This window comes from Arthrobacter sp. TE12231, assembly GCF_054062895.1.
Genome location: NZ_JBSSFS010000001.1, coordinates 3,992,698 through 4,008,810, shown reverse-complemented (window position 1 = coordinate 4,008,810; position 16,113 = coordinate 3,992,698). Strand labels below are relative to the sequence as shown.

Annotated in this window: 12 protein-coding genes; 5 read left to right on the top strand and 7 right to left on the bottom strand. The window is 68.8% G+C overall.

Features of this window, described 5'->3' with window-relative positions:
- The first annotated feature begins 46 nt into the window (after positions 1-46).
- Positions 47-1,660, top strand: a complete 1,614-nt coding sequence (locus ACVWYS_RS17930) for a peptide chain release factor 3 (RefSeq protein ID WP_456507717.1) — start codon at positions 47-49, stop codon at positions 1,658-1,660.
- Between the two features lie 180 nt (positions 1,661-1,840).
- On the top strand, positions 1,841-3,163 hold the full coding sequence (locus ACVWYS_RS17925; RefSeq protein ID WP_456510174.1) for a protein kinase domain-containing protein: 1,323 nt from the start codon (positions 1,841-1,843) through the stop codon (positions 3,161-3,163).
- 67 nt (positions 3,164-3,230) lie between these two features.
- Here the strand turns inward: ACVWYS_RS17925 and ACVWYS_RS17920 are convergent, their stop codons facing one another.
- Entirely contained in the window at positions 3,231-4,439 is a 1,209-nt protein-coding gene (locus tag ACVWYS_RS17920) for a PucR family transcriptional regulator (protein WP_456510173.1), read from the bottom strand.
- 97 nt (positions 4,440-4,536) lie between these two features.
- Between ACVWYS_RS17920 and ACVWYS_RS17915 the strand changes: the two genes are divergently transcribed.
- The gene (locus tag ACVWYS_RS17915) at positions 4,537-5,619 is read left to right on the top strand and encodes a ferredoxin reductase (RefSeq protein ID WP_116765465.1); all 1,083 of its coding nucleotides are present in this window, start codon (positions 4,537-4,539) and stop codon (positions 5,617-5,619) included.
- Between the two features lie 13 nt (positions 5,620-5,632).
- Entirely contained in the window at positions 5,633-6,880 is a 1,248-nt protein-coding gene (locus tag ACVWYS_RS17910; protein ID WP_456510172.1) for a fatty acid desaturase family protein, read from the top strand.
- Between the two features lie 211 nt (positions 6,881-7,091).
- Here ACVWYS_RS17910 and ACVWYS_RS17905 read toward each other — a convergent pair whose 3' ends face one another.
- The 6 genes from ACVWYS_RS17905 to ACVWYS_RS17880 form a co-directional block, all read right to left on the bottom strand.
- A complete protein-coding gene (locus tag ACVWYS_RS17905) occupies positions 7,092-7,727 on the bottom strand; it encodes a class I SAM-dependent methyltransferase (protein WP_456507713.1) in 636 nt (211 codons plus the stop codon).
- Between the two features lie 16 nt (positions 7,728-7,743).
- Positions 7,744-9,900, bottom strand: a complete 2,157-nt coding sequence (locus ACVWYS_RS17900; RefSeq protein WP_456510171.1) for a heavy metal translocating P-type ATPase — start codon at positions 9,898-9,900, stop codon at positions 7,744-7,746.
- Between the two features lie 87 nt (positions 9,901-9,987).
- Positions 9,988-11,466, bottom strand: coding sequence for a multicopper oxidase family protein (locus ACVWYS_RS17895; protein ID WP_456510170.1), 1,479 nt, complete (start codon positions 11,464-11,466; stop codon positions 9,988-9,990).
- Positions 11,466-11,810, bottom strand: coding sequence for an SHOCT domain-containing protein (locus ACVWYS_RS17890; protein WP_344361428.1), 345 nt, complete (start codon positions 11,808-11,810; stop codon positions 11,466-11,468). Before ACVWYS_RS17890 ends, ACVWYS_RS17895 begins: the two co-directional genes overlap by 1 nt.
- Positions 11,811-11,986: 176 nt before the next feature.
- Positions 11,987-13,360, bottom strand: coding sequence for a DNA repair protein RadA (gene radA, locus ACVWYS_RS17885; RefSeq protein WP_116765468.1), 1,374 nt, complete (start codon positions 13,358-13,360; stop codon positions 11,987-11,989).
- 60 nt (positions 13,361-13,420) lie between these two features.
- Complete coding sequence (locus tag ACVWYS_RS17880; RefSeq protein ID WP_116765469.1) at positions 13,421-14,548, bottom strand: FUSC family protein; 1,128 nt, start codon at positions 14,546-14,548, stop codon at positions 13,421-13,423.
- Between the two features lie 361 nt (positions 14,549-14,909).
- On the opposite strand from ACVWYS_RS17880, the gene pstS reads away from it, so the two are divergent.
- A complete protein-coding gene (pstS, locus tag ACVWYS_RS17875) occupies positions 14,910-16,031 on the top strand; it encodes a phosphate ABC transporter substrate-binding protein PstS (RefSeq protein WP_456510169.1) in 1,122 nt (373 codons plus the stop codon).
- Positions 16,032-16,113: the final 82 nt, after the last annotated feature.

Sequence of the window (16,113 nt, the reverse complement as noted above, 5' to 3'; positions counted from 1 at the left end):
GCTCTCCGCGCCGTGACCCGTCCACACCCGCAGCGAAAGTAGCATCGTGTCTCAAGAAGTCCTCAGCCCCGCCCGAGTCCAGGAGATTCACAAGCAGGCGGCCCGGCGCCGGACTTTCGCGGTCATTTCGCACCCCGACGCCGGCAAATCCACCCTCACGGAGGCCCTCGCGCTGCACGCCAAGGTGATCGGCACGGCCGGTGCCTCCAGCGGCAAGGCCAACCGCAAGGAGACGGTCTCGGACTGGATGCAGATGGAAAAGGACCGCGGCATCTCCATCAGCTCGGCCGCACTGCAGTTCGCCTACCGGGACACCGTCATCAACCTCCTGGACACTCCCGGGCACGCCGACTTCTCGGAAGACACCTACCGTGTGCTGGCAGCCGTGGACTGCGCCGTCATGCTGGTCGACGCCGCGAAGGGCCTGGAAACCCAGACGATGAAGCTCTTCGAGGTCTGCAAGCAGCGGAACCTGCCCATCATCACCGTCATCAACAAATGGGACCGGCCGGGCCTGGACGCACTGGCCCTCATGGACGAGATCACCGAGCGCACCGGGCTGCAGCCGATGCCGCTGACCTGGGCCGTGGGCATCTCCGGCGACTTCCGCGGCGTCTGGGACCTGCGCAACGACCGTTTCGCGCAGTTCAAGCGCAACAACGCCGGCGCCAACATCGCCCTCACCGAGTACTTCACCCCGGACGAGGCCGCCGCCAGCCAGGGCGACGACTGGTCCAACGCGGTGGACGAGGCCGGACTGGTCATCGAATCCAACCTCGCGTTCGACGTCGAGGCCTTCCATGCCGGCAAAGCGACGCCGATCCTCTTCAGCTCTGCAGCCCTCAACTTCGGCGTGAAGGAAATCCTCGACGCCCTTGTCGACTTCGCCCCGCCGGCCGCGCCGCGGCCCGACGTCGACGGCGAGCCCCGCCCCGTCGATGCCCCCTTCGCCGGGTTCGTCTTCAAGGTCCAGGCCGGCATGAACAAGGCCCACCGCGACCACGTGGCCTTCATCCGGGTCTGCTCCGGCATGTTCGAGCGCGGCATGGTGGTCACCCAGGGCCGGACGGGAAAGTCCTTCGCCACCAAGTACGCGCAGCAGGTTTTCGGCCGCGAACGCGAGGTGATCGATGAAGCCTTCCCGGGCGATGTGGTGGGCCTCGTCAACGCCTCCTCCCTCCGCGTGGGGGACAGCCTGTTCCTGGACCAGCCCGTGGAGTTCCCCGCGATCCCGCTGTTCGCCCCGGAACACTTCCAGGTGGCGCGCTCCAAGGACCCCAGCCGGTTCAAGCAGTTCCGCCGCGGCATCGAACAGCTCGAGCACGAGGGCGTCATCCAGGTGCTCCGCTCCGACATCCGCGGCGACCAGGCGCCCGTTCTGGCCGCCGTCGGCCCCATGCAGTTCGAGGTGGTTGAAGACCGCATGGCGCACGACTTCAGCGCGCCCATGCGGCTGGAGCGGCTTCCGTATTCCCTGGCCCGGATTTCGACGGCGGATGCGATGCCTGCGCTGGCCAACGTGCCCGGCGCGGAGGTTCTTTTGCGGTCCGACGGGGAATACCTGGCCCTGTTCAACGACGTCTGGGCCCTGCGCCGGATCGAAAAGAACCACCCGGACCTCACCCTGGTTCCGATCGGCACGCACAACCCCGCCAAATAGCGGCAAGGCGCCGGTGCCGGAAGGTTCCCTGGAGAGTCTTCCGGAATCCGGTTTCCGCGTTATCATAAGTAACCTTGCTAACGATGCGGGCGCCGGGTCGGTTTCCGGCTTTGGACTGATCCGCCCGATACTCACCGGCGGGCCCCATTAGAGGGACCACGTAAACCTTTGACAATAACCATGGACCCCGGTTTCCTGCTGAGCGGGCGTTACCGGATCGAAGAACTCATTGGCCGGGGCAGCCAGTCGAGCGTGTACCGTGCCACGGACGAGGTCCTGGGACGCGAAGTGGCAGTCAAGCTCTTCAGAGACGGCGCCGTGTACGAAAATGCGGTGGAGGAGGAACGCATCCGCCGGCAAAACGACGAAGTGCGGATCCTCGCCGGGATGGCCCACCATGCCCTCGTGACGCTGTTCGATGCCGGGACGGATCTGAGCAACCCCGACCGCAAGCTCAGCTACCTCGTGATGGAACTCGTCCGCGGGCCCGACCTCCGCCGCCGCTCGGCCGAGGGACCGCTGTCCGCAGCCCACATGGCGCTGATCGGACACGATCTCGCCGACGGACTGGCACACATCCACCACCACGGCATCATCCACCGGGACGTCAAACCGGCCAACATCCTCCTTGTGGACTACAGCGTGGAGGACCGGCGTCCGCGCGCCAAACTCAGCGACTTCGGCGTGGCGATCACCATCCGCAAAGGCCACCACGGAGACCCGGACGACAGCTCAGGCACCCCCGCCTACCTGAGCCCCGAACAGGCCGCCGGAGAACCGGCCGGCCCCGCCAGCGACGTCTATTCGCTGGGGCTGGTCCTGCTGGAAGGCCTGACCGGGAAGATGGCCTACCCCGGCGCGCCGGTCCAGTCCGCGCTGGCCCGCCTACTCAACGACCCGGACATCCCCGAAGGGCTCGCGCCCATGTGGGTGGCCCTGCTGACCTCCATGCTGGACAGGGATCCGGCGGCCCGCCCGCCGGCCCGGGAAGTGTCCCTGGCCCTGCGGCAGGAAGTCATCAACGGCGCCGGGCGCCACCGCCGGGACGCGGCTCCTCTGCTGACCGATGAAGACGGGCGCATGCAGGCGGTCGAGCGGTACCGGATCCTGGACACCCCGGCGGACGGAGCCTTCAACCGCATCGCGGCGCTCGCCGCACGCATGTTCTCGGTGCCCGTGGCGATTGTCAGCGTGGTGGACCATGACCGTATCTGGTTCAAGGCCCACCACGGCACGGACGTCAGCGAAATCGGCCGCGATCCCGGACTGTGCGCCTCCGCAGTCCTGCAGGGCGATGCCTGGATTGTCCAGGACGCCACCAAGGATCCCCGGACGCTGTCCAATCCGCTCGTGGCGGGCGATTTCGGCCTGCAGTTCTACGCCGGGGTGCCGCTGCGCACTCCGGACGGCTACAACCTGGGCACCTTCTGCATCCTGGACCGTGAGCCCGCGAGTTCAGCGACGAGGACACCTCCGCGCTGGAGGACCTGGCGGCGCTCGTGATGCATGACCTGGAACTGCGGCTCCACAGCCGGCAGGCGCTCGCCGGGTAACTCGCCGGGTAAGCGGCCTACCGCCGGCCGGCGTGCAGGGCCAGCTCAAGCTCGAAGCGCGCCGTCGGGTCCTCGAGGGCGTCGCCAAAGAGCTCGCGCAACTGCGCCGCCCGGTAACCGACGGTCTGAGGATGGATCCCGAGTTCGGCGGCCACGGGGGCCCGCTGGCCCCAGTGGCGCAGCCAGGAGAGCAGGGTTTCGGCAAGCCGCTCCCGCTGCGCCGGCCGGAGTCCTTCCAGTGGTGCCAGTCGGCGGTTGGCCAGCTCGGTAATCGCCGAGGGCTCCGCTGCGAGAACCACCTGCGCCAGGTGCTCGTCAGCCCAGATCGGTGGGTCCTCGGGCCCCTCGCGCGGCGGCAGCGCCGCGGCCGCCAGCACGGCCAGCCGCAGTGAATCCGGGACCTTTTCCCAGCCGCCGGAGGGCCCCACGGAGGCTCCGCGCCCCTTCAGGGCGCGGTCCAGCTCCTCCCGGGCAGACTGCGACTTCCGCGCCGGCACCAGGGCCACGACGTCGGTCTCGCGTTCAATCACCAGGGCTCCTGGGCCGAGCCGCAGCCGCAGCCCGGCTGCCCGGTCCAGCGGAAGGGTCACCACCGCCATGCGCTGGGGCAGGGACCAGTCCGCCATCGCCGCCGTCTGGCGCAGGGCCGCCTCGTCGGCCTGGCCGAGCAGGAGCAGGTCCAGCAGTTCGGTGCGCCGGCGGTCCACCGCTCCGGCGCGTTCGGACTGTTCGAAGGCGTAGGCCTCGGCGCTCACGGCCGAGAGCTCGTCGATGTAGGCGAGGATCGATTCCCCCAGGTCCACCACGACGCCCTGGCCCAGATGGTGTTCCACGGAGACCCGGGACATTTCCCGGAAGGTCACGCGGGCACCCATGCGGTAGGCGCTCAGCAGGGCGTCCATGCTCCGGCCCTGCCGGAATTCCCCGCTGCCCAGCCCGGCCACCAGATCCCGGCTTTCCTGGGACAGCGCCGGCAGCCGGGTCCCGGGCAGCTGCAGGAACCGGTCCAGCGCCGCGGCCACACCCCTCCTCAGGCCGCGGCCGAACCGCCCCTCAATCGGCCTGGCATACGCCGGAACAAGCTGCGGGACGGCCTCGATGATGGCCTCGACGATGCCGGGCATCCTGGGCCGCAGCATGTCGCTGACCTCCCGGGGCAGCGCCAGCCACGGCGGATCGTAGGCGGGAGCGGAGCCGGTGGGCTCCCGGACAGGGGAGGCGTTCATAGACAATCCAACGAGTTGTTGCGGCGGGATAGTTTTCTACAGTCGATCGTATGCCTTGGGTGAAGAAGTATGGCGCAAACTGACATATGGTTAATGAATGATCCGGCTCCGTAAGCTGGCGCGCGCCGCATCTCTACTGACCACCCCCCTAGCTCCAGAAGACATTCTGTCGCTGTTCAACCCTGTGTTCTCCGCACGCCAATTGCGTGGCGTAGTCACCCGGGTGGTTCCAGAAACGGCCGATTCCGCCACCATTTTCTTCCACCCCGGCCGCGGCTGGCAAGCGCACCTTGCCGGCCAGTGGGCCCGAATCGGCGTCGAGCTCGACGGTGTCCGCCACTGGCGGTCGTATTCGCTCAGCGCCCCCGCCGGGCAGGATCCGGCCATCACGGTTACCGACATGGGAGCCGTTTCCGGCGCTCTTGTCCGCGGCACCAAACCCGGCGACATCCTGTTCCTGGCGCCCCCGCAGGGCGACTTTGTCCTGCCGGAACACCCGCGCCCGCTGCTCATGCTCACCGCGGGCAGCGGAATCACCCCCGTGATGTCGATGATCCGCACCCTCGTGCCGCACCGTCCCGACTCCGACGTCGTCCTCATCCACACGGCCCGCACCGCCGCGGACGCCATCTTCCGTGAGGAACTCGCCGAGCTCGCAGACCAGTTCCCCAACTTCCGCGTCACGCACTGGTTCACCGGGGACCGCGGACGGCTGGACTTCACCTCCGCTGCCGATCTGGACCGGTTGTGCCCGGACTGGCGCCAGCGCGCCGCCTACGCGTGCGGTCCGGAGGATTTCCTCAACGACACCGAGGCGCTCTGGGAGGCCGAAGCCGAGGACGCCGCGCCGGCCGCGGCAGTCCGGCCGGGCACCCTGACCATCGAACGCTTCACCACCAGCCTCGCCGCCGGTGCCGGGCACGACGGCGGCCTGGTCACCTTCGAGGCCTCCGACCGCGAAGTCGAGGCCGACGGCGACACCCCGCTGCTCGATGTCGGCGAGGACGCCGGAGTCCTGATGCCCAGCGGCTGCCGCATGGGCATCTGCCACAGCTGCCTCATCCCGCTGCGGGCCGGCCACGTCCGCGACCTTCGCACAGGCGAAGTGCACGGCGAACCGGGCCAACTAATCCAGACGTGCGTGTCGGCAGCCGCCGGCCCCGTTAACCTCGACCTCTGAGGAGTATTACCGTATGACGATTGTTTCCAACACGCCTGATCTATCCGACGCCGACACCCCCGACGCGAACACCCCCGCCGCAGGCGGTCCAGCCAGCGGTTCAGCCGTCGATGTCGCGGCAGCAAAGGTGCGCACGGCCGCGAAGAAGCGGCCAGGCGCCCTTGCCGAGTCCGGCAGTCCGCTGGTGCGTCCGCCGGCAGCTGCGCACCTCTCTGACGAGCAGGTAGCGGAGCTGGGCCGCGAACTTGACGCCATCAAGGACGACATCCTCGCCAAACGCGGATCCTCCGACGCCGCCTACATCCGCCGCATGATCAAAATCCAGCGAGGCCTGGAAATCTCCGGCCGCGCCGCACTGCTGGTCAGCAAGAACAAGACCGCCTGGGTCGCCGGCACGTCCCTGCTGAGCCTCGCCAAGATCCTGGAAAACATGGAACTCGGGCACAACATCCTGCACGGCCAGTGGGACTGGATGCGGGACCCGGACATCCACTCCACGACGTGGGAGTGGGACTTCGTCACCCCCGCGCGCTCGTGGCAGCACACCCACAACGATCTCCACCATCGCTGGACGAACGTGATCGGCAAGGACAACGACGTCGGATACAACCTGCTGCGCATGGATCCCCAGCAGAAGTGGACGCCGTTCAACCTGGGCAATCCGGTCTACAACGCGCTCCTGGCCCCCGTCTTCGAGTGGGGCATCGCGATCTACGACCTCGAACTCCAGGACTTCAAGGAGGGCAGGAAATCCAAGGAAGCCCTCGTCCGGGACCTGAAGGCCCTCGGCCGCAAGGCTCTCAAGCAGTTCACCAAGGACTACGCGGCCACGCCCGCCGTCGCCATGCTCACCGGTTCAGGCAAGCAGGCCCTCTACGGCACACTGACAGCCAACGCCGTCCGCAATGTGTGGGCGCACGCGGTGATCTTCTGCGGCCACTTCCCCGAAGGTACTGACACCTTCACCGAGGAAATGGTCGAGGGCGAGACCCGCGGTGACTGGTACGTGCGGCAGATGATCGGCTCGGCCAACATCTCCGGTTCCAAGTTCATGCACCTCATGACCGGCAACCTCTCGCACCAGATCGAGCACCACCTGTTCCCGGACCTGCCGTCCAACCGCTACGGGGAAGTGGCGCCCAAGGTGCAGGAGATCTGCCGGCGTTACGGACTGCCGTACACCACGGGCCCGCTCCTGAAGCAGGTCGGCTCCACATGGGCCAAGATCTTCAAGCTGGCCCTGCCTCCCAAGAAGGCCTAGCCACCAAGGCCGGGTCCGCCCGGAGAGCATCGCCGAAAGGGGCGTCCGCCATAGTGGCGGGCGTCCCTTTCGCGTGGCGCGTCCTTTTGCGTGCCGTCCCGGGAACGTTGGGCCGGGAGCGTTTCAGCCCGGGAGCGTTTGAGCCTGGGAACGTTGGGCGGGGAGGTTGGGACGGAGCCGCTCTGGACGGAACGTCACGCCGGCGGGGGGCTCAGGCTTTGCTCGCCGCCCCAAGGACGTGGGCCAGCCGCGGGTTGCCGGGGAGGGCCGAAAAGCCGAAGCGCTCCAGGCCCTCCACGGTGAGGCCGGCCACGGCGATCGCGGCAGCGGTGTCCCGATTCGGGTGGCATCCGCCTGCCACGCGGCTCCACAACGGTGTGATCAGGTCTTCGGCGGCCCCCAGCACCCGGTGCGCCGAACGGACATGTTCATAAAACAGCAGCACGCCGCCGGGCCGCAGGACCCGGACCACTTCCGCCAGGGCGGTCGCCTGGTCCGCCACGCTGCACAGCACCAAACTGGAGACGACCACGTCCACCGAGGCGTCCGCCGCCGGCAGCGCTTCCGCCACGCCGTCCTGTACGGTGACGGGCACCGGCGCCTTGCTGGCAGCAGCGCGGGCCAACCCCCGGAGCGTGGGATCAGGTTCGAGGGCCAGCACGCCCGTTACCGCGGAAGGGTAGAACGGGAAGGTGGCCCCGTAGCCCGCTCCGATTTCGACGACGACGCCGTACGCCGCTTCCACGAGGCGCCGACGGTGCTCCGCCGCCCCACGGGCGTCCATCCGCGGGCCCACGCGGGCAAAGGATCGCCCGAATGATGAATCGCGGGGGTTCGTCTCCGGCATGCCTGGCTTCTTCCGCTCAGCCGGCCGCAGCCGGATTGAGCTTGAGCCTGCGCAGCAATTGCGCGTTCAGGGCCACCACAATTGTCGACGCCGACATCATCACGGCGCCCGCGGCGGGGGAGAGGACGATCCCCGCGAAGGCCAGAACCCCGGCCGCCAGCGGCACCGAGATGATGTTGTACCCGGTGGCCCACACGAGGTTTTGCCACATCTTCCGGTAACTCGCCTTGGACAGGTCGAGCATCGACAGCACGGCCCGGGGGTCGTTGCCGGCCAGGACCACACCGGCGGATTCCACGGCCACATCCGTGCCGCCGCCGATCGCAATCCCCACCTCCGCCCGTGCCAGCGCGGGGGAATCGTTGACGCCGTCGCCCACCATGGCCACTCTCATCCCCCGTCCCTGTAGTTCTGCCACCTTCTTGTCCTTGTCCGCGGGCAGGACCTCGGCAAACACTTCGTCGATGGCGAGTTCGGCGGCGACGGCCTGCGCGACCTGCCGGGCGTCGCCGGTGATCATGGCCACCTTGATGCCGCGGGCCTGGAGGGCCCGGACGGCCTGGCGGGACTCGGGCCGTACGGCATCCTCGAGGCTGACAGCGCCCAGCACGGTGCCGCCGTCCACCACGTGGAGCACAGCCGCGCCGCGCTCCAGCCAGGCCCCGGTGGCGGCGGCCAAAGCCGGGGGCTCCTGCAGACCCAGTTCCCGGAGCAGTGCCGGGCCGCCCACGTAAACGGTGCGGCCACCGACCGTGGCACGGACTCCGCGGCCGGTCAGCGAGGTGAACCCGTCCGCCGTCGGAATCTCCAGCCCCCGTTCCCGCGCGGCGGCGACGATGGAACGGGCTACGGGATGTTCACTGTCGGCTTCCACGGCGGCCGCGAGGGCCAGGACTGCGTCCTGGCCGGTTGCCGTGCCGGCGCCTGCGGCGCTCACGACTCCCTTGAGCTCCGGCTCGCCCCGGGTCAGGGTTCCGGTCTTGTCGAAGAGCACGACGTCGACCGTCCGCATCCGCTCCAGCGCCATCCGGTTCTTGATCAGGACGCCCGCCCGGGCTGCCCGCTCGGTGGAGATCGCGATGACGAGCGGGATGGCAAGGCCCAGGGCGTGGGGGCAGGCGATCACGAGGACGGTCACGGTGCGGGTGACGGCGTCGGTGACGCTGCCCATCAAGGTCCAGAAGACGAAGGTGAGGAGGCCGGTTCCGGCGGCGAAGTAGAAGAGGAACGCGGCCGCCCTGTCGGCGAGGGCCTGGGCCCGGGAGGACGATGCCTGCGCCTCGGCCACCAAACGCTGGATCCCGGCGAGGGCGGTGTCCTCGCCGATGGCTGACACCCGGACCCGCACGGAGTTGTCCGTTGCGATGGTGCCGGCCACCACGGGATCCCCCGGTGTTCGCAGAACAGTTTTCGATTCGCCGGTGATCATGGATTCGTCGAATTCGGCCTGGCCGTCGCTGACCGCACCGTCGGCCGGCATCCGGCCGCCGGGGCGGACCAGGATGGTGTCTCCGGCGCGGAGCTCGGAGACGCTGACAGTCTCCGTCCCGGCGCCGGTGACGCGTTCGGCTTCGTCGGGCAGAAGAGCTGCCAGGGCATCCAGTGCGCCTTGGGCGGAGCCGAGGGCGCGCATCTCGATCCAGTGGCCCAGCAGCATGATGGGGACCAGTAGCGCCAGCTCCCACCAGAAGTCGAGGTCGAAACCGCCCAGGCCCAGGCTGGTCACCCAGGAGGCGATGAAGGCAACGCTGATGGCCATCGCGATCAGCAGCATCATTCCCGGCTTGCGCGTCCTCAGCTCACTGAGGCCGCCCTTGAGGAAGGGCTGGCCGCCGTAGATGAAGATCGCCGTGCCGAACACCGGGGGAATCCAGGCCGAGCCGGGAAAGACGGGCGGCTCGTAGCCGAGGAGATCCGCGAACATGGGGCTGAAGAAGACCACCGGAACGGCCAGGGCCAGGCTCAGCCAGAACCTGTCCCTGAACATCGCGACGCTGTGCCCGGCATGCTGTCCCTGGCTGTGCACCATGTGGCTGTCCCCGGCGGGGCCTGCCGTGGCGGGGGCGGCCGCATGCACCCCGTGGCCACCGTGCGGCGTCCCGTGCGGGCCGTGGCTGTGGGTGTGTTGGTCGACACTCTTGTCAACGCCGGGGCCGGTGTGCCGGTGTTCCATGATGCATGCTCCTGAAGGGTGCTCAGTCATTGATGGCTACGCCCCAACATACCCCGGGGGGGTATTTCGCGCAAGAGGTCGAGTGATTCAGCGGACCTCGATGGCGCCCATCATCCCGAGGTCCTCGTGGTCCAGGATGTGGCAGTGATACGCGGATCGTCCGGTGAAGTCTCTGAAGGCAATCCGGACGGTCACGCGTCCGTTCGCGGGCACATTGACCACGTCCTGCCAGGCAGGGGAGGCGGGGGCTGCGCCATCGACCGAGATGAGCTGCATCGGCCAGACGTGCAGGTGGAACGGGTGGTCCATGGGACTGGTGTTGACCACGGTCCACTCCTCCACTGTGCCGGCCGCTACGGTGGTGTCCGTCCTGGCCTCGTCGAATTCCTGGCCGTTGATGGTGAAGGCCATCATCCCGGTGCCGTCTCCGCCCATGCTCCCTCCTCCCATGCCGGCTGCCAGCAGGAATTGCCGGTGCGCGGCGACGGGTGCCTGGCGCAGATCCGCGGGGGCAGGCTGGGGCGGCACCCCGGAGGGGCCGGGGACGGATTCGCCCGCTACCTGGAGCGTCGCCAGGGAGACGCCCTGGGAGGGGTCCCCCTGGCCCCGTCCGGCGGGACCCCGGCCCATCATGCCGGGCATGCTGCCACGGTCATAGTAAGCGGACCGGAGAACCGACTCGCCGGCCATCGTCGTCACTAGAAGGTCGGCCCGGTTCCCCGGCGCCAGGAGCACCTCCTCCACGGCTGCCGGCGACTGGAAGCGCCCGGAGTCCATGCCGAGCAGCTGCATGCTCTGACCGTCCAGCTGCAGCCGCAGGTAGCGGGCAGCGCAGGCGTTGACCAGCCGCCACCGCTCCCGTTGCCCGGGAAGGGCGCTGAGCAGAGGGTTGCTTTGGCCATTGACGAGCACCAGCCCGCCTTCCCGGCCGGCCATGCGTTCTGATGGCGGAACGTCCCGGACGTTTCCGGCGGCGTCCAGGTCCGTGTCGGACACCACCAGGACGCGGTCCATAGACACCGGAAGGGGGACGGCGTCCTCGACGACGATCGCGCCGAAAAGGCCGCCGAAGATCTGCTCCGCGACCATGCCGTGGTGGTGGGGGTGGTACCAGTAGACGCCGGGCGGGTGGTCGGCCGGCAGCCGGTATTCGTAATCAAAGCTGCCGCCGGGGTCCACCGCGACAAACACGTTGTCCCCAGCCCCCGCCGGGGACACATGGAGCCCGTGCACGTGAAGGTTGGTGGGTTCAGCCAAGCGGTTGGTCAGCCGGATGCTGAGCACGTCACCTGCGCGCAGGCGCAGCGTGGGGCCGGGGCTGGTCCCGTTGTAGCCAAGGGCCGTGGCCTGGCGGCCGGCAAGCTGCACGGGACCCCGGGCCGCCTCCAGCTCGAGCGCGAGGCTGCCGCCAGCGCTGCGAAGTTCGGCCGGGTGCGTCAGGGCAGCCCCGGAAACCGGCGCGCCGAGGGACGTCAGCGTCCAGGCGAGCCCCGCTGCGCCGGCCGCGGCTCCGGCCACGCCAAGACCGCCCAGGAGCAGGGCGCTGCGGCGGCTGAGCGGCTGCACTAGGACTCCTCACCCAGCACCTTCAGGCTCTCGCGGTACTCCTCGGCGGAGAGCTCGCCCCGGGCAAAGCGTTCGTCAAGGATCAGGCGGGCCTGGGACCGTCCGGGGAGCGGGGAAACAGGTCCGTTGGGAGCAGGAAAAGAACCGGGAGGGGTGACCTGCCCCGGCGGCGGATACTGCCCGGGACCATGCTGGCCCGGGCCCGGCGCCACGCCCCCGCCGTCATGGCGAACCCCGCCTGTCACGAGCCGGATGGCCAGGATGACCAGCACCGCAATCCCGGCGAGCAGCAACACGCCCCAAAGCCACATCCAGCCGATCTGGTACCCGTAACCCCACATCATGACGCATCCCTTCGCCGCGGTCGCGCCGGCCGGGCCGGCCGCATCCCGTGCAACCGTCCCTGGCCACAATCCAATCGTGCGTCCGCCGGCGCTCCAGTGCTAGGGCCCTAAGTCGTCTTTGTGCCTGCAACCGGAGGCTCCGGTTGCAGGCGCCACGTTCCAGGGCTGCCCGGGCTTCAGCTGATCAGCAGCCCCAGTGCCTCGGCCAGGTGGCCGACCTCCCGGACCGTGAATCCCGCGGGCACCGGCCCGTGCCCGTTGGGGCTGGACGGCACCACGGCATGGGTGAAGCCGAGCCGGTGTGCTTCCTGGATGCGCTGGTTAATGCCGGGGACAGGACGGACTTCGCCTGCCAGGCCTACCTCGCCGAAGGCGATCAGGCGCTGGGGGAGGGGCTTCTTGGCCTTCGCGGAAGCCACGGCCAAGGCCACGGCGAGGTCCGTGGCGGGCTCGCTGAGCTTGACTCCGCCGACCGTTGCCACATAGGAGTCATCTTTGTTCAGCAGGCAGCCCGCGCGCTGCTGCAGGACGGCGAGCAGCATCGCGACGCGCGAGCTGTCCAGGCCGCTCGTGGCGCGGCGGGGCTGCGAGCTGGCGCTCTCGGCGAGCAGCGCCTGGACTTCGGCGAGCAGCGGCCGGCGGCCCTCGAGCGTCACCGTGATACAGGTTCCGGACACCGGGTCCTTCGTCCGCGAGACGAACAGGCCGCTGGGATCGGCGAGGCCCTCGATGCCGTCCTCGTTCAAGTCGAAGCAGCCGACGTCGTCGGTAGGTCCGTAGCGGTTCTTGACGGCGCGCAGCAGGCGCAGCCGGGAGTGCCGTTCGCCCTCGAACTGGCAGACCACATCCACGAGGTGTTCCAGCAGGCGGGGCCCGGCAATGGAGCCGTCCTTGGTCACGTGTCCTACCAGCAGCGTGGTCATGTTCCGGCGCTTGGCCGCGGCGATCAGGGAGGCCGCAACCTCGCGCACCTGGGACACCCCGCCGGCGCTTCCCTCGACGTCGGCGCTGCTCAGGGTCTGCACCGAATCCACCACGAGCAGTCGCGGTTCGAGTTTTTCCACCTGCCCCAGGGCCTGCCCGAGGTCCGTTTCGGCCGACAAATACAAGGATTCGGCGACGGCGTCGATCCGGTCCGCGCGGAGTTTGACCTGGGCGGCGGATTCCTCGCCGGTGATGTACAGGACGTCCTGCGCGGTGCGGGCGAACTTCGCGGCAACGTCCAGCAGGAGGGTGGACTTGCCCACCCCGGGTTCGCCCGCGAGCAGGATCACGGCGCCGGGCACCAGCCCGCCGCCGAGCACGCGGTCGAGTTCGTCCACTCCGGTGGGCAGGAAGGCCGCCGTGGTGGCGTCGACGTCGGCGATCCGGCGGGCAGGTTCAAGGACCGTGGTGGCCGCCGTCGTCCGGGCGACGGCGGTGCCGGTCTCCTCGACGCTGCCCCACGCCTGGCACTCGCCGCAGCGGCCCACCCACTTGACGGTCGTCCAGCCGCATTCGGCGCATTTGTAGCCCGGTGCCTTCGGCCCCCGGGAAGTCTTTGTAGCCATTGGTCCACACTATCCGGGGGCAGCGACAACGAACGGCGCGGCCGGGGTGAGGGGCCGTACTTAGAGCGGGGGAAGGATGTCCCGGGCTTCTCCGGAATCCACGCCGGCGGCTTCGAGCAGGTCCACCATGAGCGGCCGGAACAGCATGACCACCGTTTCGCCCTCGAGCCGGTGAACGTCCAGGATCCGGGGATGCAGGCGCCCGGCGATCTGCCGCAGCTCGGAGCGGGCCGTGCGCAGGTGGGCGCGGCGGGTGCCGTCGTGCACCTCGGCCAGGCCCAGCGACAGTTCGTCGACGGCGGCGGCCGTCTCCTGCAGGACCTCGGCGATGTTCTGGGTGGCCTCGTCCGAGAGCGCCGCATGGTTGATGGCGCTGGTTAGCCGGCGGGCAAAGACCCGGCTGTTGCGAAGCGCGAGATCTATATAGTCGAGCGACTGATCCATCTGGTCCAGCTCGTCCCGGTGCCGCCGGTAGGCGGGTGCCAGGGTGGCCACCTCGCCGGAAGCGCGCAGCGACTGCCGCATGGCGTCGATGAGGGGCTGGCAGTTCCGCCCGCGGATGAGCGCATGCCAGGCCTGGGTGGCGTCGCTGTAGCTCAGCGCCGAGGCGCATTCCCGCAGCACCTCGGCGAGCTCGTGCAGGAGCTTCTTGACGTCATTGCGGGGTTCACGCCGGGGGTCCTTGGGCACGAGGATGGTCACGAGCAGCGCGAACACTCCGCCCACCACGGCATCGATGCTCCGGGTGAACGGGCCCCCGGCCGGCGCGGGCAGGAGCACCACGAGCACTGACTGCAGACCCAGCTGGGTGGTGAAGATGGTCCCGCTGTCCAGAAACCGGGCCAGCAGGATGGAAAACAGGAGAACGACGGCGGCCTGCCAGATCCCGGAGCCCAGCCAGTGCAGCAGCAAGTCCCCGACCACGATCCCGAGGGTGCAGCCCAGGCCCACCTCGATGACGCGGCGAAGCCTGGGGTCGCGGGAGAAACCGAGGGCAATCAGGGATGAGGTGGCAGCGAACAACGGCCCGCTATGCCCCAGGACGTATTCGGCGAACGCGTAGGCGCCCACGGCGCACGCGGTCATCTGGATGGCCGGCATGAGGGAGTTCCGGCTCCGGACAAAGCCGGTGCGGACCCGGCCGCGCAGGAATCGTGCGCTTGCGGAGAGTCCAGTCGCGGAGGCCATGCCCTCCAGTCTATTTGCTGCCCCGCCCCGGCCGTTCACGGCCTTGTCGCGGCCCGGTCACAGCCTTGTCACGGGCCGGGACGGCACAATCCACGGGCGCAACGGGCAGGCGCGGCAGTCCGGCAGGCGGGTCTGTCCCAAGGGTCCTTTTTGGGGTTTCACCGATACGACTGTGACGCACAGAACACAATGGTGACCCGGCAGATGTAAACCAATGGTCCGGCGTCGTTAACCAGCCGTTCACCTTGGACCGCAATTCTCTTCATCTGGGCGACCTACCTTCGGTAAAGGTACAAACCGTACGCATCCTTGCGGGCCTTCTCCGGCCCGGCACGCAAAGCCCTGGAAGGGGTACATCTAAGTGAAGGCACTCCGCTTCGGCCGCAACGCGGCTATCGCTGTCATCGCCGTTGGCGCGCTCGCGCTGACCGCTTGCGGTTCGGACAACGCAACCAACGCGGCTACGTCCGCCGCGCCGACCGCCTCGGGTCCCGCTGTCACCGGCACCCTGACCGGCGTCGGCTCCACCGCCCAGGGCGCGGCCATGGATGTCTGGAAGACCAACTTCGCCTCCGCGAACCCGGGTGCCACCGTGCAGTACTCCCCGGACGGTTCCGGCGCCGGACGCAAGGCGATCCTCGACGGCTCGGCCCAGTTCGCCGGCTCCGATGCTTACCTCAAAGACGACGAGCTCGCCAGCTCCAAGGCCAAGTGCGGCCCCGACGGAGCTCTCGACATCCCGGTCTACATTTCCCCGATCGCCGTGGCGTTCAACGTGCCGGGCATTACGGACCTGAAGCTCGACGCCACCACCATTGCCAAGATCTTCCGCGGCCAGGTGGCCAACTGGAACGACCCCGCCATCGCGGCCCTGAACCCGGGCGTCCAGCTGCCGGACCTCAAGGTCACCCCGGTGAACCGCTCGGATGACTCCGGCACCACCACGAACTTCACCGACTACCTGGCCGCCGTCGCCCCCGACGTCTGGACCGACAAGGCCGCCGGCGTCTGGCCCGCGAGCCTGAAGGGCGAGAACGCCAAGGGCACCTCCGGCGTCGTCAAGACCGTCACCGACACCCCGGGCGCCGTGACCTACGCCGACGACTCCGCAGTCAGCGGCAAGCTCGGCACCGCGCAGGTCAAGGTCGGCGACTCCTTCACCAAGATCTCCGCCGACGCCGCGTCCAAGGCAGTTGACCAGGGCAAGCCGGTCGAGGGCCGCAACGCCAACGACCTCGCCATCAAGCTGGACCGCACCACCACGGTTGCGGGCGCCTACCCGATCGTCCTGGTGTCCTACCACATCGTCTGCACCACCTATGACACGAAGGCCACCGCCGACCTCGTCAAGGCCTTTGTGAACTACGCAGCGTCCGACGCCGGCCAGAAGGCCGCCGCCGATTCCGCCAAGTCGGCACCGCTCTCCGCGGCACTCCAGGGCAAGGTCAAGACGGCCCTCGAGGCAGTCAAGGGCAAGGCCTAGGGAAACGTTGCGCTCAAAGGCATAGTGGAAACACCAGCCTGACGAAGGTTCCCTGTTCCGAAACGGCCGCCACCGGCGGCCG